Genomic DNA, 26427 nt, shown 5'->3' with positions numbered 1-26427 from the left:
ATCATTTGGCTAATTTGTAAGAGTTTTTAATTATGAAGTATTGTTAACAAAACAAAAAATATTATTCTATTAATTCCTATTCTTGTAGTACTAAAAAAAGAAATCTTAGTACTTTTACGGCATGATATCAGTTGTATTACTTGGTGCTGGCAATGTAGCCACACACTTATATAAAGCATTTATGAATGCTGAAAATGTTTCGATTACACAATGGTATAATCGAACACGTGCTTCAATTTCTTCGTATGCAAATGAAGTTGACATTACAGATTCTTTAGAGGAATTAAAAGAAGCAGACCTTTATATTATTGCTATTAGTGATGATAATATTGCAGAATTCTCTACCGAATTACCTTTTACAAATCGGTTTGTGGTGCATACCTCAGGAAGTGTTGCCATGCATGATATTGATAAAAAAAATAAGATAGGTGTTTTTTATCCGCTTCAGACGTTTTCTAAAGATGCAGATATCAATTTTTCTGAAGTTCCTATTTGTATTGAAGTATATGACAAAGAAGATCTTCAATTATTAAAAGATTTAGTAAAAGCCGTTGGATGCAAACCTCATAAAATAACAACAGAACAAAGGCAAACGCTTCATTTAGCAGCTGTTTTTGTAAATAATTTTACAAACCAATTGTATAGAATTGGACACGAAATCTGTGAAACCAAAAATATAGAGTTTAACATCTTACACCCTTTAATTGAAGAAACGGCTAAAAAAATTCAAGGAATGTCTCCTTTTATGGCACAAACAGGTCCTGCAAAACGGAATGATAAAAAAACCATTAAGCGACAGTTAAAACTGATTGAAAAAGAAGAACACGAATCGATTTATAAATTACTTACGTCTTCTATAAAAAGAACACATGGATTTAATTCTACAAGAATCAATAAAACAACAAAAAACAGCAAATAATGAGCGACGATAAAAGTTATAAAGAATACTTAGCAGACATAACCACCTTTATTTTTGATGTTGATGGTGTACTAACTGATGGTACAATAACCGTTACAACAGAAGGTGAAATGTTAAGAACCATGAATATTAAAGACGGATTTGCTCTAAAAACAGCTATTGATACAGGGTTTAACCTTTGTATAATTTCTGGCGGTTCTAATGAAGGCGTAAGAAAACGTTTAGCTGGTTTAGGTATTAAAGACATCTTTTTAGGCGCACATAATAAAATTGAACAGCTTGATACTTACTTGAGTGAAAATAATATTTCAAAATCTCAAGTCTTATATATGGGAGATGATATTCCTGATTATCCTGTAATGGAATTGGTAGGTATGCCATGTTGTCCTCAAGATGCTGTGCCAGAAATTAAGGCTATTTCAAAATATATTTCACATAAAAATGGTGGAAAAGGTGCTGTTAGAGATGTTATTGAGCAAGTTCTTAAAGTTCAAAACAAATGGAATAAGAATTTTAGCGCTAAATACGATTAATAAAAAATTAAAGACAAAATAAGACCGTTATAATTGGTAACGTTACCTTTATTAACTTCTTATTATTTATATATCACAATATAATCTTACTAAAATTTCAAATGATTCATATACTTAAATTAATTCGTTGGAAAAACCTATTAATGATTGCTATAATGCAATACTTAATTAAATATGCGCTTTTAATCCCTTTTAAAGAAAGTCACGGTGTATTAACAACCTTAAGTGATTTTAATTTTTTCTTATTAGTTTTCGCAACGATATGCATTGCTGCTGGTGGTTATATTATTAATGATATATATGATGTAGAAACAGATAAAATAAATAAACCTGAAGAAGTTATTGTAACTAAATATATTACCGAAAATAATGCATCAACATTATTTATAATTCTTAATATTATTGGTGTTGGTATTGGGTTTTATTTGGCTAATGGCATTGGAAAACCTACTTTTTTTGCTGCATTTTTTATTGCTTCTGCCTTACTTTATATTTATTCTACGTCATTAAAACAGATTGCTGTAGTTGGTAATATTGTGGTGTCTTTAGTTGTGGCATTAAGTATTTTGTTAGTTGGTATTTACGAAATAATTCCGGCAATGAACTTCAGTAATAAAGCTACACAAATGACATTTCTAAATATTATAAAAGACTATGCTATTTTTGCTTTTATGATTAACTTTTTAAGAGAATTAGTTAAGGACATTGAAGATATGGATGGTGATTATAAAGCAGGAATAGAAACACTTCCTATTTTAATTGGTAAAGATCGTGCTAATAAGTTGATAATAGCATTGTCTCTAATTCCTATTTTTTCTATTACTTATTATGTTATTACCTATTTATTTAAACAACAAATTGTAGTCGCTTACTTCTTAATATTAGTAATTGCACCATTAATTTATGTCACCATAAAATTATTTAATGCAAAACAAAAATCGCAATACAAACATATAAGCTTAATATTAAAACTTGTAATGTTAACAGGGATGTTCTCATTACTTCTTTATAATTTTATATTGAAATAATTATGATTAACGATACACTTAAAGATTTCAATATTATTCTCGCTTCAGGTTCACCACGTCGTCATGCTTTTTTAAAAGAAATGAATCTCGATTTTGAAATTAGGCTTAAACCTGTTGAAGAAATTTTTCCTGAGCATTTAAAAGGTGAAGCAATAACCGATTTTTTAGCTAAACTAAAAGCTGAACCTTTCCTCGAAAACCTTCAAAATAAAGATATTCTTATTACAAGCGATACTATTGTTTGGTCAGAAAATAAAGCACTTGGTAAACCTAAAGACGAAACAGATGCTTTTAATATGATTAAATCTCTAAGCCATAAAACGCACGACGTTGTTACGTCAATTTGTTTTACTTTAAAAACCGAACAACACATTGTTAACACCACAACAAAAGTAACTTTTAAGGCTCTAACTGATGAAGAAATTTGGTATTACGTTAACACCTATAAACCCTTAGATAAAGCTGGTGCTTATGGTATACAAGAGTGGATTGGTGCTATAGGAATTACAAATATTGAGGGTTCTTATAATAATGTTGTTGGCTTACCAACACATTTACTTTACAAAACGTTAAATAGCATTGCTAAAGCAGTTTAGAAGCTTATCTTTATTAGACTATTATTATTTATCATTCTGTGATAAAACCTTGTGTTTAAGAGAATTTAAAATACTGAATATCATGATAAAGATTACAAAAAACAAAGCACCATACGTTTTACTTATTGGAACTTTTTTAAGCCTTACGTCTTGTAACGAAAATAAGACTACAACTTCAGAGTCAATTGCAATTACTGAAGCTAAAACTGAAATATTAAAACCTAAAGCTAAATTATCTAAAGACTTTAAAGATTATTGGTACAATGGTGATGCAGAAATAACATCTTATAAATTAGAGCAAGCTCGCTATGGTGAAATTAGAGAAGGTTCTGCTATTTTAGTTTTTGTAACCGAAGATTTTTTACCCGAAAAACAAGTCAAAGCAGATAATTATAGCGAGAACAACATACCTGTTTTAAAAGTGAATGCAACAAAGAATTTTAACACAGGTATTTACCCCTACTCTATTATGCAAAGCACGTTTTATCCTGTTGTAGATAACCAACATGCTATAAAAATCACGACTTCGGTTCAAGAATGGTGTGGGCAAACTTATATGCAACTCAACAATCGTGATAATTTTGAAATACAGTCGCATTCTTATTTTCAAAACCAAGCTGATCAATCTTTTAAGATAGAAAAAGCACTCACAGAAAATGAATTATGGGCTAAGCTAAGAATTAACCCTAAAAGTCTTCCTGTCGGGCAAATAGATATAATTCCGGCTATGGAATATATCAGATTAAATAATATAGCCTTTAAACCTCATAAAGCACTTGCTAGTTTAAAAAATGACAGTTACACAATATCTTATGATGAATTAGGTAGAACTTTAAAAATAAATTTCAATCAAAATTTCCCTTATGAAATTGAAGGTTGGGAAGAAACTACAATTCATGGTTTAGGTGCAAATGCTAAATCACAAACCACAAAAGCTTCAAAATTAAAGACTATAAAATCTGATTATTGGAATAAGAAAAGCAATACAGATTCAAACTTAAGAGAAATTTTAAAATTGCAATAAATTATCTAAATTCTAAATTATCTTTCATCGACTAACAATACTTTACATGAACTCTATTTTTAACAATTATCAAGATGAAATTATTTCTACAACAATTTTATTAATTGTACTTTTTATAATTAGAGCCATCATTGTAATTTCTGTAAAAAGAATAGGAAGAAAAAGTGGTACAACAGAAGCACGTGCTGGTTTAATAGGTCGTTATGCAACGGTAACACTCGTTCTGATAGCAATATTAATTGAGGCTTTTATTCTTGGTGCGCAAACTAGAGATGTTACTCTTGTTTTTTCTTCAGTTTTTGCGGTCATTGGTATTGCTCTTTTTGCTATTTGGTCTATATTAAGTAATATTACTTCAGGCGTTATTATGTTTTTTTCGTTTCCATATAAGGTCGGCGATAAAATAAAAATCCACGATAAAGATTGTCCTGTAGAAGCTATTATTGAAGACATTAGAGCCTTTCAACTTATTCTAAGAGAAGACAATGGAAACTTAATGACTTACCCTAATAATCTTATTCTTCAAAAAGCAGTAACTTTATTGCAAAAAGACGCTCTAGACGATTCTACTATTTTATAACAATGAGGAAAAAGACGATCAAAAAACGTACAGAAAACCATAAAAAGCATACAGGAAAAGCCCCTGGGACTTTAGTTTATACAGGTGTAAAAACAGATAAACTACTTCAAATAGAATCTTTCGATTATACTAAAGAAACACTAAACGAACGTGTATTAACCAATATTGAAGAAGCTAAGTCTTTTAAAAATAGTAATTCAGTAACATGGGTTAATATTGATGGCTTAAATGCTATTAATGAAATTGAAAATATTGGTAAACAGTACGAATTACATCCACTTGTTTTAGAAGATATTGTAAACACAACTCAACGTCCTAAAATTGATGAATACGATGATTATCTATTCATTGTCCTTAAAATGCTTTATTATGATACTGATGAAAACATTGTTATTGAACAAGTTAGTTTTGTTTTAGGAGAAAATTACGTCTTGTCTTTTCAAGAATCTGAAGGTGATGTTTTTGATAATGTGAGAGACCGCCTACGTATAGGAAATGGAAGAATTAGAAGCTTAAAATCTGACTATTTACTCTATGCTTTAATAGATGCCGTTGTAGATAATTACTTTAGTATTATTGAGACTTTAGGTAATAAAATAGAAGATTTAGAAACTGATTTATTTGCTGGGAATTCTAGAGAAAACATAAATATTGAAGTACAACAATTAAAACGAGAAATCTTAAAAGTTCGTCGTGCTATTTTTCCGCTGAGAGAGATTATAAATCGCGTAGAAAAAGGAGAGCACACATTAATTTATCCAAAGACAATTACCTACTATAGAGATATTTATGATCACCTTATTCAAGTCTCAGAAAACATTGACATCTATCGTGAAATGATCTGGAGTTTAATGGATATGTATATGACCACCATTAGTAATAAGATGAATGAAGTCATGAAAGTGCTGACTATTATGTCATCTATTTTCATCCCTTTAACTTTTCTTGCAGGTATCTACGGAATGAATTTTGAGTACATTCCTGAGCTACAATATCGCAATGGTTATTTTGTACTTTTAGCAGTCATGTTAGTGATCTTTATTGCACTGCTAATTTACTTTAAAAGAAAGAAGTGGTTATAGGTAAAATACTTATTGAATACTTAGAATATAAGGATTTCTTAAAATTAACGCAACGTTAAAAAAATCTAAAACAAAGTCTAAAAGTATCAAACTTGGCTATATTTGGAATCCAACTAACTAATAGCCTCATGTTCCAAATTAGACTCTGTCTACTGCTTTTTATAAGTACAATTGTATCCTTACAAGCGCAACAACCCAAAAAACTTAAGTCCTCAGAAATTTACGAAGCCGTTCAAAAACTGAATGTTTTAGGCTCTGTACTTTATATTGCCGCACATCCCGATGATGAGAATACACGTCTTATTTCTTACATGTCTAATGAAGTTAAGGCACGTACAGCGTATTTATCATTAACACGAGGAGATGGAGGTCAAAATCTTATTGGTCCAGAAATTAGAGAACTTTTAGGAGTAATAAGAACTCAAGAATTATTAGCCGCTAGACGTGTTGATGGAGGCGAACAACGCTTTACTAGAGCTAATGATTTTGGGTATTCAAAACATCCCGATGAAACCTTAGAAATTTGGAATAAAGATGAAGTTTTAGCAGATGTTGTTTGGGCTATTAGAGAGTTTAAACCCGATGTTATTATCAATCGTTTCGATCACAGAACACCAGGTACAACACATGGTCATCATACTACTTCTGCCATGTTAAGCGTAGAAGCTTTTGATTTGGCTAATGATCCTTCTAAATACAAATCACAATTAACGGATACAGAAATTTGGCAACCAAAGCGTTTGTTTTACAACACCTCTTGGTGGCGTTATGGAAGTCAAGAAAAATTTGATAAACTAGATAAAAGTAACATGCTTAATTTTGATGTTGGGGTTTATTACCCTAGCAAAGGCATGTCTAACAATGAGGTCGCAGCTTTAGCGAGCAGTCAACACCTTTGCCAAGGTTTTGGTCGTTTAACACAGCGCGGTACACAAGAAGAATATATAGAATTTTTAAAAGGAGATGACTTAAACGGAAGTGAAAATATTTTTGAAGGTATCGATACATCATGGAATCGTGTTGAAGGCGGACAAGCCATTGAAACGTTATTAAAATCTGTTGAAACTAATTTCAATTTTAAAAATCCAGCATCACATTTACCACAGTTATTAGAAGCTTACAAGCTGGTTCAAAATTTAAAAGACGAACATTGGAAAACGGTTAAATCTAAAGAATTAAAAGAAATCATAGAACCTTGTGCAGGTTTATATTTAGAAGTTTCAGCTAAAAGTCCAAATGCAGCACCAAACTCTGAGGTAACTTTAGACATGGAAGTTATAAACCGAAGTACTTCAAAAATCGAATTGCTATCTTATCATTTATCAACATTACAAAACGGGACTTCTAAAAAAATAACTCTAAAAAATAATCAAAAATTAAATTTTGAAGAACGTATCACTATTCCTCAAAATAGTGATTATACAACGCCTTATTGGTTAAACAAAGAGGCTTCATTAGGAATGTACCACGTTGAAGATCAAAAATTAATAGGTTTACCAGAAACACCAAGAGCTATTTTTGTAGATTTCAACTTATTAATTGAAGGTACACCTATCAGTTTTAAAAAGCCTGTTGTTTATCGCTATTCTAAACCAGATAAGGGCGAATTATACCGACCGTTCGAAATCATACCAATCGTATCTGCAAGTATTAGTGATAAGGTATTTATTTTTGAAAATGATCAACAAAAAGAAATTGAAGTTACTGTAAAAGCTGGTAAAAATAATCTTAGTGGTTACGTACAAATGGCTTACCCTAAAGGCTGGAGTATTTTTCCTGAAAAGCAAAAGATTGAAATTGCAAACAAAGGAGATATCCAAAAGGTTGTTTTCACCGTTATTCCACCTAAAAATCAGAGTGAAGGTTTAATCTCACCAATGGTTAATATTGATGGGCAATTTTATACCGATGAATTAATAGAGATCGATTATGCACATATACCTTTTCAAACGGTATTAATACCTAGCGAAAGTAAAGTGGTAAGACTAAATATTGAAAAACGCGGTAATAATATTGGTTATATTGAAGGTGCAGGAGATGTTGTACCAGAAAGTTTAAGACAAATCGGTTACAACGTTACCATTATTAAGCCCGAACAAATATCACCAGAAAACCTTGCTATTTTTGATGCTATTGTTGTTGGTATTAGAGCGTATAATATTATTGAAGATTTAAAATTCAAACAAAAATTCTTATTAGAATATGTTAAAGAAGGTGGAAATTTAGTGGTGCAATACAATACAAGCAGAGGTATTAAAATTGATAATTTAGCACCTTATAATTTAAAATTATCTAGAGATCGTGTTACTGACGAAAACGCAGAAGTTAAAATTTTAGAACCAAATCATCCTATTCTTAATTATCCAAACAAAATAACATCTCAAGATTTTGAAGGTTGGGTACAAGAACGTGGTTTATATTTTCCAAATGAATGGTCTAAAGAATTTACCCCCCTACTCGCTGCACATGATAAAGGTGAAAAATCTAAAAAAGGATCACTATTAGTCGCAAAATATGGCAAAGGAAACTATATCTATACAGGTTTAAGTTTCTTTAGAGAATTTCCTGCAGGAGTTTCTGGTGCTTACCGTCTTTTTGCTAACTTACTTTCTGCTGAAAAAGAAGACACTATCAGTCTTAAAAAATAAAACAAAACTAAAACCGCTTAAACAGAACTGAATGGATAACCAAAACCGACCAGAGCCTAAACAAAAATGGAGCCATATGTACACAGCTGTACTATTAGCTAATGTACTTTATATTATAATATTCTACTTTATAACAGCTTCATTCTCTTAATTTATGACACAGACTTTAGATTGGATTGATTGGACGGTTTTAATAGCGACACTTGCTACTATTGTTGGTTATGGAACATGGAAAACAAGAGGACGAAAAAATGCTCAAGATTATATAAAAGGTGGTAATACCTCACAATGGTGGACTATCGGTTTATCCGTGATGGCAACCCAAGCGAGTGCAATTACATTTCTATCTACAACAGGGCAGGCGTTTTCTGATGGAATGGGATTTGTACAATTTTATTTTGGACTGCCTATTGCCATGGTAATTATTTGTTTGGTTTTTATCCCGCTTTATCATCGTCTTAAAGTTTACACTGCTTACGAGTTTTTAGAAAATCGTTTCGATTTAAAAACTCGAAGTCTTACAGCGATTCTATTTTTAATTCAACGTGGATTAGCTGCTGGAATTACCATTTTTGCACCTGCAATTATTCTTTCTGTAGTTTTAGGATGGAATATTGTAACGCTTAATATTATTATTGGTGTGTTAGTAATTATTTATACCGTTTCTGGTGGAACTAAAGCCGTTACTGTCACTCAAAAACAGCAAATGTTTGTCATTTTTGGTGGTATGATTGCGGCCTTATTTATCATTGTAAATTTAATTCCTGAAGAAGTTTCATTTAAAGATGCTATTGATATTGCTGGCGCTTCTGGTAAAATGGAAATCTTAGATTTTTCATTCGATTTAGAGAATAGATATACCGTTTGGACAGGTTTAATTGGTGGTACATTTTTAATGCTTTCTTATTTCGGAACTGACCAAAGTCAAGTACAGCGCTATCTTTCGGGTAAATCAATGAAAGAAATGCAAATGGGCTTACTCTTCAACGGCTTATTTAAGGTACCAATGCAGTTTTTTATCTTATTAGTTGGTGTTATGGTATTTGTCTTTTATCAATTTAGTCCTTCTCCTTTAAACTTTATAGACAAATCTACAGAAACCGTTTTGGCTTCCCAATACGGTGATGACTACAGAGCACTTCAAGATAAACAAACCATTTTATTTAATAAAAAACAGGAATTAAGTTTAGCCCTATCCAAGACAAAAGATTCAAGTATTAAAAAAGACTTATTTCAGTTAGATAGTATTGAAAAAACATACCGTTTAGAGTCTAAGTTTTTAATAAAAAAAGCAATTGACCCAGAATATACTTCGGCATATAATTCTCTTAATTCTGAAGTTAAAGCTTTAGAAAAGAATCCTAAAAGTGAAGTTTACCTAGCAAAATCAGCAGCTCTAACTTCACTTTATAAAGATGCTGCAAAGGATACGCAGACCAATGATAGAGATTATATGTTTATTCGCTTTATATTAAATCAATTGCCTACGGGATTAATTGGTTTGTTATTAGCTGTTATTTTATCGGCAGCGATGTCTTCTACGGCCTCAGAAATTAATGCTTTAGCAACCATTACCTCTATTGATTTGTATGGTAGAAATACAAAAGAAGAAAAGGACGATGACCATATGGTAAAAATGACCAAGTGGTTTACTTTAGGTTGGGGAATCGTAGCCATTATTATTGCATGTTTTGCTGATTTGGCTGAAAACTTAATTCAGCTTGTAAATATTATAGGTTCTATATTCTATGGTAATGTTTTAGGTATCTTTTTACTAGCTTTCTTCTTTAAATACATTAAAGGAAATGCTGTATTTGTTGGTGCATTAATAACTCAAGCTATCGTTGTTATTGGTTGGTATTTTGATTGGATGCCTTATCTGTGGCTCAATTTATTTGGCTGTGTTGTTGTTATTTTTATCGCTAACCTATTACAAATCATGACACCTAAAAAAACGACTATTGAAATCTAAAATCATTAATTGGGGAATAATAGGTGCAGGTAAAATTGCAACTAAATTTGCTACGGACTTAAATACAGTTTCTAATTGTAATTTTTATGCCATTGCTTCACGAAATATAGAAAAGGCTGAAGCTTTTAAAGAAAATTTTAACGCAAATATTGCTTATGGTAGTTATGAGGATTTAGTTTTAGATCCTAATATTGATGCTATTTATATAGCCACACCACACAGTTTTCATAAGGAGCATACCATATTGTGCTTAAATCAGCAAAAACCTGTGTTATGCGAAAAGCCATTCGCAATGAATTTAGAAGAAGTTGAAGCCATGATTCAGCTTTCAAAACAAAAAAAGACTTTATTAATGGAAGCCATGTGGACACATTTTCTTCCACATTATCAATATGTTTTAGAGTTAATTAAAAGTAAACATTTTGGAAATCTTACTACGCTTGAAGCTGATTTTGGTTTTCATCCTACATATAACGAAACCTCAAGAGTTTTCGATAAATCTGTAGGAGGCGGCAGTTTATTAGATATCGGCATTTATCCTGTTTTTGCGGCTTTATCAACTTTAGGAAAACCTGATTCTATTGAAGCAGAAGCACAATTTTTCGATTCAGGAGCAGATTCAGAATGTGAGGTTGTATTCAATTATTCAGATGCAAAAGCGAATTTAAAAAGTACATTATTAGCGCAAACAAATACCGAAGCTTTATTTCACTGTGAACGCGGAACGATTAAAATTAATGGTCGTTTTCATCAACCTTCAACTGTTGTATTAACAGACAAAGAAGGGAATTCGGTAACAAAAACTTTTGATTGTAAAACAATTGGGTACAGCTATGAAATAGAGCATTTTAATCAACTTATTAGAACTGGCAAGACTGAAAGTGACATTATGACTTTTGATAAAAGTAAACAGCTCATTAGCACTTTAGATACTATTCGACAGCTAATTGGTTTAAATTATTAAAAACAAAAAGCGCAACTGATACAGTTGCGCTTTTATTATATATTCTGAAATCTAAAAATAATTACTTAGCTCCCCATTCTTTTAAAGAATCTTTATTCATTTTTACGTAATCCGCATTTCCTGCAGCTTCCGATTTAGCTAAAGATTTTTTTGCTGCAGCAATAGCATTCTTTTTATCCCCTAAAGCAGCATATAATAAAGATTGTTTTCTTAATTGATAAAATTTAGGATCTTTAGTCATAGACATTGCTTTATCCATCCATTCTTTTGCTTTTTCCAAATCTTTACCTTCACCTAAATTATACACAGCAGCAGCGTAATAATCACCAGCAGATGGTCCTGACATTACTTTTTCAATAGCAGCAGTAACAGTTTTATCTGTTGGTACTTCAAATTTTAAGTTAGCCATAGTGTTTTCCCAAATAAAACCTAATTCAGCAGAACCACTAGTAAGGTTATCAAAAGTAATTGTAAAAGTCTCAACATTCATTGGTAATTCCATTGTCTCTATAGTCACTTTAGCAGCAACTTTAGAAGCTTCAATTGTTTTTGGTGTTCCCCAATTATTAGTGTCGCTGTAAAAAACAACATCCCAAGATGTTTTAGAAGGTGTAATAAAAATGGCGTAAGCACCTGCTTTTAATTCTTGACCTCCAACAACTACAGCATCACTAAATGTAATTATTGTATTCTTATTTGCTCCAACTCTCCAAACTTTACCGTAAGGTACTAAATCGCCAAAAATGGTTCTTCCATTCATGCTTGGACGCGAATATTCTAACGTAATGTCTGTTAAACCTACCTTCTGCTCTATTTTAGTAAAAGGACTCGGTTGTGGAGTTTCAATTTGTGCATTCACTGAAAACATCAAAGTTAAAGCAAATGTAAAAAGTACTAATTTCTTCATTTTTAATTGTGTTATAGTTGTTTTATGAATCGTAAAATTACAACTTCATAAAAATGTATATGTTAAGGATTCCTTAAAATCAATTAACAATTATTTAATACAAGTTTTTAATCATTAATAATTGTAATATCACTCATTAATCGTAATATTGCAATATAATAATACATTAAAATTATGGGAGTTACTAAATCCGAAATTTTTTCACCAGATCAAAATGAAATTTCTAGCATTGCTAAAGTCTTTGGTCATCCAGCAAGAATTGCAATTCTTCAATATTTATTTAAAACAGATTCTTGTATCTGCGGAGATCTTGTTAATGAAATTGGTCTAGCACAACCCACAATTTCTCAACATTTAAAGGAATTAAAAAAAACAGGCCTTATTAAAGGAAATATTGAAGGCACAAGTGTTTGTTATTGTATAAATAAAGAAAATTGGACTAAAATGAAAAGCATATTGCATGTTTTTCTGGATCAAGATTTAAACGATAATGGCAATTGTTGCTAAATAATAATTAAAAAAGTAAATATAAATATGAAACTTTCAGAAATTAAATCAAAATTAAGATCGTTAGAAACTATCGCGTTTGAATTACCAAACGGAACTTTAGTTCCAAATCATTTTCATGTTACTGAAGTCGGTAAAATAACCAAAAACTTTATTGATTGTGGTGGAACTGTAAGGTCTGAAAACGTCGCTAACTTTCAATTATGGGAAGCAGATGATTATGATCACCGCTTACATCCTGAAAAATTATTAAGCATTATTGAGCTTTCTGAGAAGGTCTTAAACATTGAAGACTTAGAAATCGAAGTAGAATACCAAAGTGATACTATTGGAAAATACGGTTTAGATTTTGACGGTACAAACTTTTTATTAACTAGCAAGCTTACAGATTGTTTAGCAAAAGATAAATGTGGCATTCCTGAGCAAAAACCAAAACTTAAATTTTCAAATTTACAAAATGATGCTTCGTCTTGTGAACCAGGCTCTGGATGTTGTTAATTCTTAAATTTTAGAAAATATCATGCTATACCAAAATATAAAGAATCAAATAGAAGCCTTAGATATGGATTCTATTTCAGCTGAACGTAAAACTATTTTGCAACCACTTGTAGACTTTATTCAAAGTAAAGTAGCAGCAAAAAAGTCAGTTAATTTAGATTTTATTTGCACGCACAATTCACGCAGAAGTCATTTGTCTCAAGTATGGGCACAAGTTGCTGCTAAATATTACGAAATCAATAATGTATTCTGTTATTCTGCAGGTACAGAGGCTACAGCTTTATTTCCTGTTGCTGCTAAAACTTTAGAAAACACAGGTTTTGAAGTGCATACACTTTCAACAGGAAACAATCCTGTTTACAGTATTAAATACGCAGAAAATTCACATCCGGTGATATGTTTTTCAAAAACGATTACTTCAGAATTTAACCCAACTTCAGAGTTTGCTGCTATTATGACCTGTTCTAGTGCAGATAAAGGTTGCCCGTTTATTTCTGGTGCTGAAAAACGTATTCCTATTACATATGAAGACCCAAAAGCCTTTGATAATACACCACAACAATTAGAGAAATATAATGAACGTAGTCTTCAAATTGCTACTGAAATGAAATATGTCTTTTCTAATATTAAATAATAATTATTATGAGTGCAATTAAAAAAAAATTAAGCTTTTTAGATAGTTACCTTACGTTATGGATATTTATCGCCATGTTAGTTGGTGTTGGTATCGGCAATTTTATTCCCGAATTCCCTGCGTATATTGAATCTTACAGCAGTGGATCTACAAATATCCCTATTGCCATAGGACTTATTTTAATGATGTATCCGCCTTTAGCAAAAGTGAATTACGCTTTGTTACCAAAGGTTTTTAAAGACGTAAAAGTCTTATCCATTTCTTTAGTTTTAAACTGGATTGTTGGTCCCGTTTTAATGTTCTTTTTAGCGATTATCTTTTTACAAGATTATCCTGAATATATGGTAGGTTTAATCTTAATTGGTTTAGCCCGTTGTATTGCCATGGTTTTAGTTTGGAATGATTTAGCTGAAGGAAGTAGCGAATACGGTGCTGGTTTAGTTGCTCTAAACAGTATTTTTCAGGTATTTGCTTATAGTTTTTATGCCTACCTATTTATTACCGTACTTCCACCCTATTTTGGTTTTGAAGGTGCTATAGTTGATATTTCGATAGGAACAATTGCTGAGAGCGTGGCTATTTATTTAGGTATTCCATTTTTATTAGGAATTCTTTCTCGTGTTATTTTAGTAAAACTTAAAGGTGAAGAATGGTATACTAAGAAATTTATTCCGACAATTTCACCAATGACATTAATTGCCTTACTATTTACAATTGTTGTAATGTTCTCTCTTAAAGGTGAAATGATTGTAGAAATCCCAATGGATGTTTTAATTATTGCCGTACCAATGCTTATTTATTTCTCTTTAATGTTTCTTATTGGCTTTTTTGTCAGTAAAGCTATGGGAGCAACTTATGACAAAAATGCAGCAATTGCATTTACAGCAGCGGGTAATAACTTTGAATTAGCTATTGCTGTTGCCATTGCAGTATTTGGTTTAAACTCTGGTCAGGCCTTTACTGGCGTGGTTGGTCCATTAGTAGAAGTACCAGCACTTATACTTTTAGTTCGTGTTTCCTTTTGGTTACGTAAAAAGTATTATTTACCTAAAAAGGCTTAGTTTAAAAATGTTCTTTTTCAATATGTTAAACTTTGTTTAACTTTAATCAAAAATAGTTAAACATTATTTATCTTTACATTGTAAATAAAGTACAATGGCAAAAAAGAAGAACATTAAGCAAGCTGATTTAATATCATTTTATATGGATTACGTGTTAACTCACAATCATAATCCAAAAACAGTATACGCATTTGCTAAAGACAATAATTTTGAAGAGCAGACATTCTACGAATTCTTTAGTTCGTTTGAAGCTTTAGAGCAATCTATATTCGAAATTTTCTTTAGCAATGCAATACATGTTTTAGAACAAAGCGAAGAGTATCAATCTTTCGATGCCCGCAATAAATTACTAAGTTTTTATTTTACTTTTTTCGAAGTTTTAACCGCTAACAGAAGTTATGTGGTTTACGCTTTAAATAAAGAAAAACAGCCGTTTAAGTCTTTAAAACAACTTACACATTTAAGACATAGCTTTAACAAATACATTACGTCTTTAGATATTAAGACGTTAGATCTTAAACAAGAAAAATTAGAGAAAATTAAGGACAAAACACTTAAAGAATCTGCATGGTTTCAATTGTTGATAACTATTAAATTCTGGTTAGACGACACCTCTACTTCTTTTGAAAAAACAGACATTTTTATAGAAAAATCGGTAACCGCTAGTTTCGATTTAATAGATACTACACCTATTAAAAGCCTAATTGATTTTGGTAAATTTTTATACAAAGAAAAAATCCACAAAAACTAATTAGGATGAAAACATTAGACAGTATTCCGATTTCAAAAATATCAAGAGCCTCTAAACTTGTTTCTACAGGAGCAAAAGTTGGAGTTAACTACTTGAAATATTATGGAGATAAAATGGTAAATTCTGAAGAAGATGCTAAAAATCGCCTCAATAAAAATAATGCAGAAGACATCTATGATAGTCTTAAAACATTAAAAGGAAGTGCACTTAAAGTTGCACAGATGCTAAGCATGGAGAAAAGCATATTGCCACAGGCCTATGTAGAAAAATTTTCTTTATCTCAGTTTTCTGTGCCACCATTATCACCACCATTAGTTATAAAAACATTTAAAAAATATTTCGGAAAACATCCCGAAGATATATTTGATACTTTTAACGCAACTTCAGTAAACGCTGCCAGTATCGGACAAGTCCATATGGCAGAAAAGGATGGGAAAAAACTTGCTGTGAAAATTCAATATCCTGGAGTTGCAGAAAGTATTGCTTCTGATTTGGCTTTAGTAAAACCTATTGCTATTAAAATGTTTAATATTAAAGGAAAAGATTCTGATAAGTACTTCAAAGAAGTTGAAAATAAACTTACAGAAGAAACTAATTACATCTTAGAAATTGCCCAGAGTAAAGAAATTGCTGAGGCTTGTAAACACATTCCGAATTTAAAATTTCCTGAGTATTACGAAGAATTTTCGTCTGAGCGCATTATAACTATGGATTATATGAAAGGGGAACATCTTTCAGAATTTGTAGCACATAATACAGACCAAGAAAAGTCTAACAAATTAGGACAAGCTTTATGGGATTTTTACATGTTTCAAATTCACAATCTAAGAAAAGTACATGCAGATCCGCATCCTGGTAATTTTTTAATTTCAGATAGCGCAGACTTAATTGCTTTAGATTTTGGTTGTATGAAAACCATTCCGGAAGACTTCTATATTCCTTATTTTGAATTAGCGGAACCAGAATGTATTCAGAATCCTAAATTGTTTACAGAAAAACTTTATGAACTTGAAATATTACGAAAAGATGATTCTGAAGAAGAAATCACCTTCTTTACCGCGATGTTTCATGAGTTATTAAGTTTATTTACTAAACCATTTCATGTTGAAGAATTTGATTTTTCAAGTTCGGATTTCTTTAATCAGATTTCAGAAATGGGACAACGCTATTCAAAAAGTACTGAGCTTAAAAATATGAATGGAAATAGAGGTTCTACCCACTTTATTTATATCAATAGAACCTTTTTCGGACTTTATAATTTAATGTTTGATCTTAAAGCTGAAAACGTAAAAATCAATAACTTCAAAAATCTATAAGTGGCAGAATTTTCTAAAGAAGACATTGACAAACTAGAACATTTATATAAAATAAACCTTATAAACAGTTGTTCTGGATACAAGTCTGCCAATCTAATTGGAACTAAAAGTGAAGATGAAATTTCCAATGTTGCTGTATTTAGTTCCGTAACCCATGTGGGGTCAGATCCTGCGTTGTTAGGCTTCTTTATGAGACCAACAACAGTGACGCGCAATACGTATCATAACTTAAAAACAACAGGTTGTTATACAATCAACCCAATTTTTGAAGCTATTTTAGAAGACGCACACCATACTTCTACTAAATATGATGGTGAAATTTCAGAATTTGATGTTACCAATTTAGAAGAAGAATATAAAGGTGATTTTTTTGCCCCTTTTGTTAAAGGTGCACCACTGCAATTAGCCATGGAATATGTTGAAGAGTATCCTATTAAAGCAAATAATACAATTTTGATTATTGGTGCCATTAAAAAAATATATGTTACTGATAATCTGATAGAAAACGATGGTTTTATTAACTTAGCCAAAGCTAAAATAGCAGCTATAAATGGTTTAGACGGTTACAGCATACCAAAGTTAAAAACGCGATTAGACTATCAACGTCCTAAAAGCTAGATTTAAAAACATCGATGGTTTATGAAAATTCTTATTACAGGTACAACAGGTTATATTGCTAAACGACTTGCCTTACAATTATTAGAGCAAAATCACGAATTAGTTTGTTGCGTTCGCGACCTTAATCGAATTCCGGATGAACTAGAAGAGCATTCTAATTGTTCCTTTGTAAAAGTAGATTTTTTGAAACCAGAAAATGCTCAAATTCCTAAAGATATCGATGCTGCCTACTATCTTATTCATTCAATGGCAACATCTTCTAACGATTTTGAAAGTTTAGAAGAGCGTTGTGCTTCTAATTTTAAAGATTTAGTTTCAAAAACAGAATGCGAACAAGTCATTTATTTAAGCGGAATCGTCAATGCAGAAACACTTTCTAAACATTTAAAATCAAGACTTTTAGTTGAAGAAACTCTAAAGTCTAATCATTATGCTTTAACAACATTTAGAGCAGGAATTATTGTGGGTAGCGGAAGTGCTTCTTTCGAAATTATAAGAGATATTGTAGAAAAATTACCATTTATGATTACCCCAAAATGGTTAAACACAAAGACACAACCCCTAGCCGTTAGAGACGTGCTTGCTTTTTTATCTGGTGGTTTAGGTAAAAAAGAATTGTACAACAATGCTTATGATATTTTTGGACCAGAAATTCTAACTTACAAAGAAATGTTACTTCAATTTGCTGAAGTAAGGGATTTAAAACGCTACATCGTAACGCTTCCTGTGTTAACACCAAAGCTATCGTCCTACTGGTTATATTTTGTAACCTCTACTTCGTTTCAATTAGCAGCCGCATTAGTTGATAGTATGAAGGTTGAAGTCATAGGAAGACCTAGTAACATTAATGACGTTATTGGTATTGAACCTATGGATTATAAAACCGCTGTAGATTTAGCATTTCAAAAAACAGAACAAAATGCCGTTATTTCTAGCTGGAAAGATGCCGTAAGTAGCGGAAGGTTTAAAGACCAACTTTCTAAACATATAGAGTTACCACAATTCGGTTGTTTTAAAGACACAAGACAAAGAGCTGTTATAGATGAAGCCTATACATTAGAGAAAATTTGGAGCATTGGCGGTAAAAATGGTTGGTATAGTTTTAATAAATTATGGAAACTGAGAGGCTATATGGATAAGCTTTTTGGAGGTGTTGGTTTAAGACGTGGTAGAACGCACGATACTGATTTAGAAGCAGGTGATCCCTTAGATTTTTGGCGTGTTTTACTCGCTGACAAAAAAGAAAAACGTTTGTTATTATTTGCTGAAATGCGATTACCAGGTGAAGCTTGGTTAGAGTTTAAAATTGAAAAAGGTCAGCTGTACCAGCGTGCTGTATTTAGACCAAAAGGAGTTTGGGGCAGATTATATTGGTATTCTGTGTTACCTTTTCATGCCTTTGTTTTTAAAGGAATGATTAACGCTTTGGTTGAAAAATGAAAACGGTAAAGAAAGTAAATCTTCCCATTAAAATCTGTCCTGTTTGTGAACGTCCTTTTACATGGCGAAAAAAATAGGAAAAGAGCTGGGAAACTGTAAAGTATTGCAGTGATAAATGTCGAAAACAAAAAACTAAATCTCTTTGATATTATCTGAACTTATAATCTTTGAGACTCTCATTTCATAGAAATTTATTAGATGTAATTAGAAACTAAAACTTATAAAATTGAAGAATAAAGAAGCTACAATTATCTTTCCTCATCAACTATTTAAGTCTTCAGAGATTCTAGATTTAGATTATGAAATTTATCTTGTTGAAGAATTTCTATTCTTTAAACACTATAAGTTCCATAAGCAGAAAATTGCTTTTCATCGTGCTACAATGAAAGCCTATGCTTCCTATTTAAAATCTAAGGGGAAAACTGTAAATTATATCGAAGCCATTTCCTATTTATGTGATATTAGAAAACTAATTCCAGAATTGATTAAGGAAGGCATTACAAAACTTCATATTATTGATCCTACAGATAATTGGCTTCAAAAACGAATTGATTCTGCTACAATTAATATAAACGTTATATGGTATACTAATCCGTTATTTATAAATTCAAAAGAAGACTTAAACACTTTTTTTAAAGCTTCAAAAAAGAAACTCTTTCAAACCTCTTTTTATAAGCAACAACGTAAAAAACATCACGTTCTAATGGTTTCTGATGAACCTGAAGGCGGAAAATGGTCTTACGATGCTGACAACAGAAAGAAATACCCAAAGGACAAAACACCTCCGAGTATTCAGTTTGCGGATACATCAGATTTTCATGCCGAAGCAACAAACTATGTTAATTCAAATTTTAGTGATCATTATGGTAAATTCACCGATTTTTCTATTTATCCAATCGATTTTGAAACTTCAGAAGCTTGGTTTCAACAATTTTTAGAACAACGATTTCATGAATTTGGCATCTATGAAGATGCTATTGTAAAAGAAGAACATTTTTTAAATCACAGTTTACTTTCCCCTTTAATTAATGTTGGTCTATTAAATCCTAAACAAGTTATTGATGAAGCTATTGCATATGCTAAATCGAATAACACCCCCTTGAATTCTACAGAAGGGTTTGTGAGACAAATATTAGGATGGCGAGAATTTATTAGAGGCGTTTATGAGGTAAAAGGCACTGAAGAGCGCAATAAAAACTTCTGGAAATTCAATAAAAAAATTCCAAAATCTTTCTATGATGGTACAACAGGAATTCCACCAATTGATGACGTAATTAAAAAAATATTAAAAACAGGCTATGCACACCATATAGAGCGTTTAATGCTTCTTGGAAATTTTATGGTACTCTGTGAATTCGATCCAGATGAGGTTTACAAATGGTTTATGGAACTCTTTATAGATGCTTATGATTGGGTGATGGTACCAAATGTGTATGGTATGAGTCTTTTTGCTGATGGAGGCTTAATGTCTACAAAACCATATATAAGCAGTAGTAATTACATCTTAAAAATGAGTAATTATTCTAAAGGAGATTGGCAACCTATATGGGATGGTTTATTCTGGACATTTATGGATAAACACAGAGATTTCTTTTTAAGTAATCCTAGATTAGAGATGCTTATTGGAACTTTTGATAAAATGAAGCAAAACAAAAAAGAAGAACACTTTAAAAATGCAGAACAGTTTTTAAACCTATTATAATCTTTGAAAAGAAAGTAAATGTAAAACTTGTGCTCTTTTAAAATAGAAATACTTATAATAATATATGAAAGCATAAGAAAGTTAAAACGACTAATAAAACTTAAAGAACAGTTTAAAAAAATTAAACAAATTATTTCAAATTTATTGCATCTATCATTATTCATAATTAAGTGTTAATTTTTGTTTAGCCTTTTAAAACATAAGTTAAACATTTTGTATATTTGAGTAGATATGATATTAAACACAACACATTATAACGCAGAGCACAAAACTATAATATCTGACTTAATTGGCAGACCTTTTAGTTTGGTACAGAAGTTGAGATTAAGGGGTATAGGCTCTAAACGCATGATTATTGACAATGTCAGTCCAAATATGATGTCGTTAATGAACAAAGTGTCAGATACTAATTATGGAAATATTGAGTTAAGACCTAAGGGAATCCTAATAATGATAAATAAAGGATTAAATAATTTTACATGGATTATTCCTTTTTATCAGTTAGTAATTTATAAAACAAATGGCTCTAGCATTCATGCACAAGGCCGTTTTGTACATTTTAGAAACAATATTACATTTAAAGAAAACAAAACGTTTTTTAAAAAATTAATGGATCTAAAAATTGATTATGATTCAGAATATGAAATGCCCAACGGAATATGAATTTAGACCTTAGAGCTGTAGACCGAATTATAGAAATGGCATGGGAAGACAGAACCCCTTTTGAAGCCATTACCTTTCAATTTAATTTGAAAGAACAAGAAGTCATTAACTTAATGAGAAAAGAGTTAAAACCAAGTAGTTTTAGAATGTGGCGAAAACGCGTGCAAGGAAGATCTACTAAACATATTAAAAAAAGAACGTTTGACAAAGGCAGATTTAAGTGTTCGCGTCAAAAAACAATAACAAATAACTCTATTTCAAAACGATAATTCGTGCTTTGATTTAAGTCTGGAGTACTTAAAGACAGCACATTAAAAAGATTTTATGAATACAAATACAACTTCAAAAACACAGGAAAGTCCTTTTAATGGTTTCTCTACGGAAGCTATTGGAGACGATCATATGTTCACCAATTTAGACACACCAATGAAGCCTAATGCTTTTGAAATGTCTAAAGAAGAAAAGAAAAACCGTATCTCTATATTATTTTCAGAAATAATGGACGTTTTAGGTTTAGATCTTAAAGATGATTCACTAAAAGGAACACCAGACCGTGTTGCAAAAATGTATGTTGAGGAAATATTTTCAGGATTAGACCCTAAAAATAAGCCAGAAGTAACCCTTTTTGAAAATAAATATCAATATAATCAAATGGTAATAGAAAAAAATATTACCTTATACTCTAATTGTGAGCATCATTTTGTTCCAATTATAGGAAAAGCACATATTGCTTATAAATCTTCGGGGAAAGTTATTGGACTTTCTAAATTAAACCGAATCGTACAATATTATGCTGAACGTCCTCAAGTTCAAGAACGTTTAACAAACCAGATTGCAAATGAACTAAAAACGGTTTTAGAAACCGAAAATGTTGCTGTTATAATAGATGCTAAACACTTGTGTGTTTCTTCTAGAGGAGTTAAAGATGATGCTTCTACCACAGTAACTACTTATTATGGAGGCGAATTTAATACCGCTTCAAAAATCGTCGAATTACAAAACTATTTAAAAAATTAAGCTATGGAAACAGTAGAAAAGGCTTTAGAATTTGAAAACAGAAAATTTTCATTTAAAACAACAAGTGACAGAATATTAGCAGCTAGAGAAGCTAAAGATTTAATATTAGAAGTCAACGAATTATATAAAAAAGAAAAGGACGCTAAACTTATGGATATCATGAAGCGTTTGACCGTTATTAAACAAAAAATAGAAAAAAGATTAAAAGGTAGACCTTTAACAGCTACATCTTAATATACAAGATGAAGAGATTAATAGTTATTGGAGGAAGCAAAGGTATAGGCAAAGCAATTGTTACATCTTTGCTTTCTTTTTATGATGAAATTGTAAACATCAGTAGAACAGAACCCGAAGAGTCTCATCCTAATTTAAAACATTACAATTGTAATATTTTAACAGATGAATTACTCGATATTGAAGAAGCAGATGGTTTAGTATACTGCCCAGGCAGCATCAATCTTAAACCAATTAATAGACTAAGTATAGATGATTTTAGAGATGACTTTGAAATCAATGTTATAGGCGCTGTAAAAGCAATTCAAAAATATATACCTGCTTTAAAGAAAGGAACCAAACCGTCTATTGTACTTTTTAGTACGGTAGCCACAAAATTAGGAATGCCTTTTCACGCTAGTGTAGCAGCATCAAAATCAGCCGTTGAAGGTCTAACAAAATCCTTAGGAGCAGAATTAGCACCAACGATAAGAGTTAATGCCATTGCTCCTACTGTAACGAATACAGAATTAGCTTCTAAACTTTTAAGGAATGAGCGCATGATTGAAAACATGAACGAACGCCATCCTTTAAAAAAGTATTTACAACCAGAAGAAGTTGCAGATATGGCAGCATTTTTATTATCCGATAAATCAGCTTCTCAGTCTGGTCAGATATTTGAAATGGATTGTGGTATTGTAAGTTTTAAATTGTAATTTCTATTTTAGAAATAAAAAACACAATCAATTACTATTAGGTTTTTGATTATAATTAAGCAGAGCGTACCGTAAAATGTTTTACGATACGCTCTGTTATTTTATATAGAATTGGTTTCACAATAAAGTAATAAAGCTTCTTTATAATGAAATCATATATTACAATATTTGCATATAACTTATAAAGATTACCCTTCTAAATTATACATAACTACATTTTATGACTTGAGGCTTTATGCCTTTTTAAATAAATGTGTAAGACACATAAGCATATTTTGCTCTGTAATATCAAAATCACCATCGGCAAAGAAAATTGCCTTTATATCTTCTAAAAGTAAGTCGATATCTTCTTTAGTATAGAGGTGTTGTTCTAAACTAGCTGTAATTTTCTTAATACTTTGATAATCATTATCATCTTCAAACTCTTCGTGAATTTCTTTAAATGATTCCTTATCAACTTTAGAGATAATTAATTTACGCTCTACTTCAGACTCTTTAAAGTCTGCATTCGCAGCGAAAAGCAAAATGTAAGCGACGAGTTCGTCTCTTGTCCAATCTATTCTGTTCATTTTATATTTATGTTAAACTTCCATATTCGGTCCATGATCCATCATAGACAATTAATTGTTTATAATCACAAATTGTGGCTGCTAATGCTAAAATACAAGCGGTAATACCAGATCCACAACTAAAGACTAAAGGACTTTGTTCTTCGACTAAAATATTAAATATTTTTGAGAGTTCTTCCTTTGGTCGTAATTTATAACCATTTAATAATAGTGTGTAAGGTATATTTTTTGAATTAGGAATCGTTCCACGCCTTAATCCTTCCTTAGGTTCGTCTACCTCACAATTAAAACGCGCTTCCGATCTCGCATCAACAATTAATGCATCAGAATCTTTTTGAAAGGCTTTAATACCTTCAAAATTAGTCATTAAATCACCATGAAAAACAGCTTTAAAATTACCTAGTTTATAATTTTGATTGTTATAATTCTCAATTTGAAAATCTTGAAGTTGCCATTCTGGTAATCCACCATTTAAAACAGCAATATTTTCAAAGCCAAAAACTTTAAATAGCCACCAAACTCTTGCACTTGAATATATCCCTTTGTCATCGTAAACAACAATAGCAGATTCAGAATTTATACCTAATAACTGGGCTTCTTTTTCAAATTGTTCTTTTGAAGGTAATGTGCTTGGAAAAGGTGCCGAAATATCGCTAAATTTCTTTTTGATATCAAAAAATCTAGCATTTTGTATACGGGTTGAATTAGTATCGATCACTTTATTAATTGTAGCATCTAACACAATTAAGTTAGAAGAATTAATGTGATTATTAAGCCACTCTACAGAAACTACGTTAGAACTTATATCGATTGTTTTCAATGTCTTATTTATTAAAAATATTAGATTGAATACTACGTACTAAATCAAGTTTCATTTATGCTTTTTATTTGATTGTTATAAATTTAAAAATAATTTTTAATTTAACGTCATGTAAATTAAGAATCTAAGTCAAAAGTTTCAGAAGGGTTTTCGTGTTCCTTATAGTCTAACATATCTTCTCCATCAGCAATGATAGAACAAACAGCAGCATCTCCGGTAACATTTACAACAGTTCTAAACATGTCTAAGATTCTATCTACAGGAAAAATTATAGCAATCCAAGCCGGATTTAATCCTACAGAACTCAATACAATAATCAACATCACTAAACCTGCACTTGGTACAGCTGCAGATCCAACAGAAGCTAAAGTTGCTGTTAAAACAACCGTAATTTGCTGTGCTATTGTTAAATCTATCATGTGCATTTGTGCTAAAAAGATAACAGCAACGGCTTGATAAAGACTTGTACCATCCATATTTACAGTTGCTCCAATTGGCAATACAAAACTGCTTATTTTTTTATCGACTCCTAAATTTTCTTCTACACATTCCATAGTAACAGGAAGTGTAGCTGCACTACTTGATGTAGAAAAAGCTAAGGTTTGTGCAGGACTCATCGCTTTAAAAAAGCCTTTATAAGGAATTTTCTTCACGAAGATCTTTAAAATCGTTGGATAAATTACAAATATCATTAAAAGTAATCCGACTAAAACCGTTAAAGAATACCAACTTAATCCTTTAAAAATCTCTACAACTTTACCAATATCATCTCCAGCCATTTTACTAACCACACCTGCTAATAAAGCAAACACAAAAAATGGTGCACCTTGCATAACAATATCCACCATTTTAAGAAAAACTTCATTAACACCATTTACAAAATTTAGTACAGGTGATGCCTTTTCTGAAGGCACAAATAATAAACAGACCCCAAAGAAAATGGCAAAAAATATAATTTGAAGCATTCTACCGTTATTAGATAACGATTGAAAAAAGTTACTAGGAACAATATCTACTAAAGCTTGTAATGGAGTAGCATCTTTACGCGTTTTAACTGTTTTCATTTTATCTGAGACAGCCGCATCTTTTAATTGACTTTTTGATAATTCTGAAATTTCTTGGGCACGTTCAAAAAATTCTGGTTTTTGAAGATAGTTAATCCCATCTTTAATTACATGTCCTTCATTAGAAGCCCAAATTTCGTAACTGATACGATTGTCTATTCGGCTTTGTTCATCTATAAGTTCTCCTGGTTTAACTAAGTTTACGAGTACTAGTCCTAATGAAATAGCCATAATTGTGGTTACTAGATATATCCCTAAAGTTTTTCCTCCCATGCGGCCTAAACTTTTAGGATCACCAATATTAGCAACACCTCCTATTATAGAAAATAAAACTAGCGGAACAGCAATCAACTTTAATAAATTAATAAAAATAGTTCCGAATGGATCGATCCAATTAATAGTAAATTGGCTCCATCCCATTGTGCTTGAAATTAAAGCCCAAATGATTCCTAAAACCATTCCTATTATAATCTTCCAGTGTAATGCTAGTTTTTTCATAAGCTATATTCCTCTTAAAATAGGAATTTCTTCAATATTTATTAGGGTTTAATGTGATATCTATTCAACTTGATAAAAAGTAACACA

28 protein-coding genes and 1 pseudogene are annotated in these 26427 nt (G+C 31.1%); 25 read left to right on the top strand and 4 right to left on the bottom strand.

The features are described from left to right. The first annotated feature begins 121 nt into the window (after positions 1 to 121). From H0I32_RS17135 to H0I32_RS17090, 10 genes are all read left to right on the top strand, one after another. Positions 122 to 919 carry a Rossmann-like and DUF2520 domain-containing protein gene (locus H0I32_RS17135; protein ID WP_173588852.1) on the top strand — a complete coding sequence of 266 codons (798 nt, stop codon included), beginning with the start codon at positions 122 to 124 and terminating at the stop codon, positions 917 to 919. After that, a complete protein-coding gene (locus H0I32_RS17130; protein ID WP_173588853.1) occupies positions 919 to 1452 on the top strand; it encodes a KdsC family phosphatase in 534 nt (177 codons plus the stop codon). Before H0I32_RS17135 ends, H0I32_RS17130 begins: the two co-directional genes overlap by 1 nt. 101 nt (positions 1453 to 1553) lie before the next feature. Continuing rightward, entirely contained in the window at positions 1554 to 2480 is a 927-nt protein-coding gene (locus tag H0I32_RS17125) for a geranylgeranylglycerol-phosphate geranylgeranyltransferase (RefSeq protein ID WP_179313261.1), read from the top strand. 2 nt (positions 2481 to 2482) lie between these two features. Continuing rightward, the gene (locus tag H0I32_RS17120; RefSeq protein WP_173588855.1) at positions 2483 to 3076 is read left to right on the top strand and encodes a Maf-like protein; all 594 of its coding nucleotides are present in this window, start codon (positions 2483 to 2485) and stop codon (positions 3074 to 3076) included. Between the two features lie 82 nt (positions 3077 to 3158). After that, positions 3159 to 4100: a septum formation inhibitor Maf gene (locus H0I32_RS17115; protein ID WP_179313262.1), complete on the top strand. Its 942-nt coding sequence runs from the start codon at positions 3159 to 3161 to the stop codon at positions 4098 to 4100. Positions 4101 to 4146: 46 nt separating this feature from the next. Beyond that, complete coding sequence (locus H0I32_RS17110; RefSeq protein ID WP_179313263.1) at positions 4147 to 4680, top strand: mechanosensitive ion channel family protein; 534 nt, start codon at positions 4147 to 4149, stop codon at positions 4678 to 4680. A gap of 2 nt (positions 4681 to 4682) precedes the next feature. Further along, positions 4683 to 5762: a magnesium/cobalt transporter CorA gene (gene corA / locus H0I32_RS17105; RefSeq protein ID WP_179313264.1), complete on the top strand. Its 1080-nt coding sequence runs from the start codon at positions 4683 to 4685 to the stop codon at positions 5760 to 5762. Positions 5763 to 5890: 128 nt separating this feature from the next. Continuing rightward, positions 5891 to 8410, top strand: coding sequence for a PIG-L family deacetylase (locus H0I32_RS17100; RefSeq protein ID WP_179313265.1), 2520 nt, complete (start codon positions 5891 to 5893; stop codon positions 8408 to 8410). A 154-nt stretch (positions 8411 to 8564) separates the two neighbouring features. Next, entirely contained in the window at positions 8565 to 10382 is a 1818-nt protein-coding gene (locus H0I32_RS17095; RefSeq protein WP_179313266.1) for a sodium:solute symporter, read from the top strand. After that, entirely contained in the window at positions 10372 to 11346 is a 975-nt protein-coding gene (locus H0I32_RS17090; protein ID WP_179313267.1) for a Gfo/Idh/MocA family protein, read from the top strand. The genes H0I32_RS17095 and H0I32_RS17090 overlap by 11 nt, the downstream gene beginning before the upstream one ends. A 61-nt stretch (positions 11347 to 11407) precedes the next feature. Here H0I32_RS17090 and H0I32_RS17085 read toward each other — a convergent pair whose 3' ends face one another. Continuing rightward, positions 11408 to 12253, bottom strand: coding sequence for a DUF2911 domain-containing protein (locus tag H0I32_RS17085; protein WP_179313268.1), 846 nt, complete (start codon positions 12251 to 12253; stop codon positions 11408 to 11410). A 174-nt stretch (positions 12254 to 12427) separates the two neighbouring features. Between H0I32_RS17085 and H0I32_RS17080 the strand changes: the two genes are divergently transcribed. The 15 genes and pseudogenes from H0I32_RS17080 (at position 12428) to H0I32_RS17005 (ending at position 23389) form a co-directional block, all read left to right on the top strand. Further along, positions 12428 to 12760 (top strand): ArsR/SmtB family transcription factor, encoded by a 333-nt coding sequence (locus tag H0I32_RS17080; RefSeq protein WP_173588863.1) that lies wholly within the window; start codon positions 12428 to 12430, stop codon positions 12758 to 12760. Between the two features lie 27 nt (positions 12761 to 12787). Beyond that, positions 12788 to 13258 (top strand): DUF6428 family protein, encoded by a 471-nt coding sequence (locus H0I32_RS17075; RefSeq protein ID WP_179313269.1) that lies wholly within the window; start codon positions 12788 to 12790, stop codon positions 13256 to 13258. 22 nt (positions 13259 to 13280) lie between these two features. After that, positions 13281 to 13892 (top strand): low molecular weight phosphatase family protein, encoded by a 612-nt coding sequence (locus H0I32_RS17070; protein ID WP_173588865.1) that lies wholly within the window; start codon positions 13281 to 13283, stop codon positions 13890 to 13892. Positions 13893 to 13900: 8 nt separating this feature from the next. Beyond that, positions 13901 to 14953 (top strand): ACR3 family arsenite efflux transporter, encoded by a 1053-nt coding sequence (arsB, locus tag H0I32_RS17065; protein ID WP_173588866.1) that lies wholly within the window; start codon positions 13901 to 13903, stop codon positions 14951 to 14953. 94 nt (positions 14954 to 15047) lie between these two features. Beyond that, the gene (locus tag H0I32_RS17060) at positions 15048 to 15704 is read left to right on the top strand and encodes a TetR family transcriptional regulator C-terminal domain-containing protein (RefSeq protein ID WP_179313270.1); all 657 of its coding nucleotides are present in this window, start codon (positions 15048 to 15050) and stop codon (positions 15702 to 15704) included. Positions 15705 to 15709: 5 nt separating this feature from the next. Continuing rightward, complete coding sequence (locus H0I32_RS17055) at positions 15710 to 17020, top strand: ABC1 kinase family protein (protein ID WP_173588868.1); 1311 nt, start codon at positions 15710 to 15712, stop codon at positions 17018 to 17020. Next, positions 17021 to 17638 carry a flavin reductase family protein gene (locus H0I32_RS17050; RefSeq protein ID WP_179313271.1) on the top strand — a complete coding sequence of 206 codons (618 nt, stop codon included), beginning with the start codon at positions 17021 to 17023 and terminating at the stop codon, positions 17636 to 17638. A 21-nt stretch (positions 17639 to 17659) separates the two neighbouring features. Continuing rightward, the gene (locus tag H0I32_RS17045) at positions 17660 to 19078 is read left to right on the top strand and encodes an SDR family oxidoreductase (protein ID WP_179313272.1); all 1419 of its coding nucleotides are present in this window, start codon (positions 17660 to 17662) and stop codon (positions 19076 to 19078) included. Next, a pseudogene (locus H0I32_RS18105) lies at positions 19075 to 19224 on the top strand (DUF2256 domain-containing protein). Before H0I32_RS17045 ends, H0I32_RS18105 begins: the two are co-directional and overlap by 4 nt. An 80-nt stretch (positions 19225 to 19304) precedes the next feature. Further along, entirely contained in the window at positions 19305 to 20780 is a 1476-nt protein-coding gene (locus H0I32_RS17030; RefSeq protein ID WP_179313273.1) for a cryptochrome/photolyase family protein, read from the top strand. A gap of 231 nt (positions 20781 to 21011) precedes the next feature. Further along, positions 21012 to 21443, top strand: a complete 432-nt coding sequence (locus H0I32_RS17025) for a hypothetical protein (protein WP_179313274.1) — start codon at positions 21012 to 21014, stop codon at positions 21441 to 21443. Beyond that, positions 21440 to 21712, top strand: a complete 273-nt coding sequence (locus H0I32_RS17020) for a TIGR03643 family protein (protein WP_179313275.1) — start codon at positions 21440 to 21442, stop codon at positions 21710 to 21712. The genes H0I32_RS17025 and H0I32_RS17020 overlap by 4 nt, the downstream gene beginning before the upstream one ends. Positions 21713 to 21767: 55 nt before the next feature. Continuing rightward, the gene (gene folE / locus H0I32_RS17015; RefSeq protein WP_179313276.1) at positions 21768 to 22460 is read left to right on the top strand and encodes a GTP cyclohydrolase I FolE; all 693 of its coding nucleotides are present in this window, start codon (positions 21768 to 21770) and stop codon (positions 22458 to 22460) included. A gap of 3 nt (positions 22461 to 22463) precedes the next feature. Continuing rightward, a complete protein-coding gene (locus H0I32_RS17010; RefSeq protein ID WP_173588876.1) occupies positions 22464 to 22694 on the top strand; it encodes a hypothetical protein in 231 nt (76 codons plus the stop codon). A gap of 8 nt (positions 22695 to 22702) precedes the next feature. Then, on the top strand, positions 22703 to 23389 hold the full coding sequence (locus H0I32_RS17005; protein ID WP_179313277.1) for an SDR family NAD(P)-dependent oxidoreductase: 687 nt from the start codon (positions 22703 to 22705) through the stop codon (positions 23387 to 23389). A 233-nt stretch (positions 23390 to 23622) separates the two neighbouring features. Here H0I32_RS17005 and H0I32_RS17000 read toward each other — a convergent pair whose 3' ends face one another. The 3 genes from H0I32_RS17000 to H0I32_RS16990 form a co-directional block, all read right to left on the bottom strand. Then, on the bottom strand, positions 23623 to 23958 hold the full coding sequence (locus H0I32_RS17000; protein ID WP_179313278.1) for a hypothetical protein: 336 nt from the start codon (positions 23956 to 23958) through the stop codon (positions 23623 to 23625). 7 nt (positions 23959 to 23965) lie between these two features. Continuing rightward, positions 23966 to 24778: a sulfurtransferase gene (locus tag H0I32_RS16995; protein ID WP_179313279.1), complete on the bottom strand. Its 813-nt coding sequence runs from the start codon at positions 24776 to 24778 to the stop codon at positions 23966 to 23968. Positions 24779 to 24894: 116 nt separating this feature from the next. Continuing rightward, the gene (locus H0I32_RS16990; RefSeq protein ID WP_179313280.1) at positions 24895 to 26340 is read right to left on the bottom strand and encodes a dicarboxylate/amino acid:cation symporter; all 1446 of its coding nucleotides are present in this window, start codon (positions 26338 to 26340) and stop codon (positions 24895 to 24897) included. Between the last annotated feature and the right edge of the window lie 87 nt (positions 26341 to 26427).

This window comes from Winogradskyella sp. HaHa_3_26 (assembly GCF_019278425.1).
In the GTDB taxonomy this organism is placed as follows: Bacteria; Bacteroidota; Bacteroidia; order Flavobacteriales; family Flavobacteriaceae; genus Winogradskyella; species Winogradskyella undariae.
Note: the sequence above shows the minus strand (reverse complement) of the source record. Positions and strands in the feature narration are given on the sequence as shown.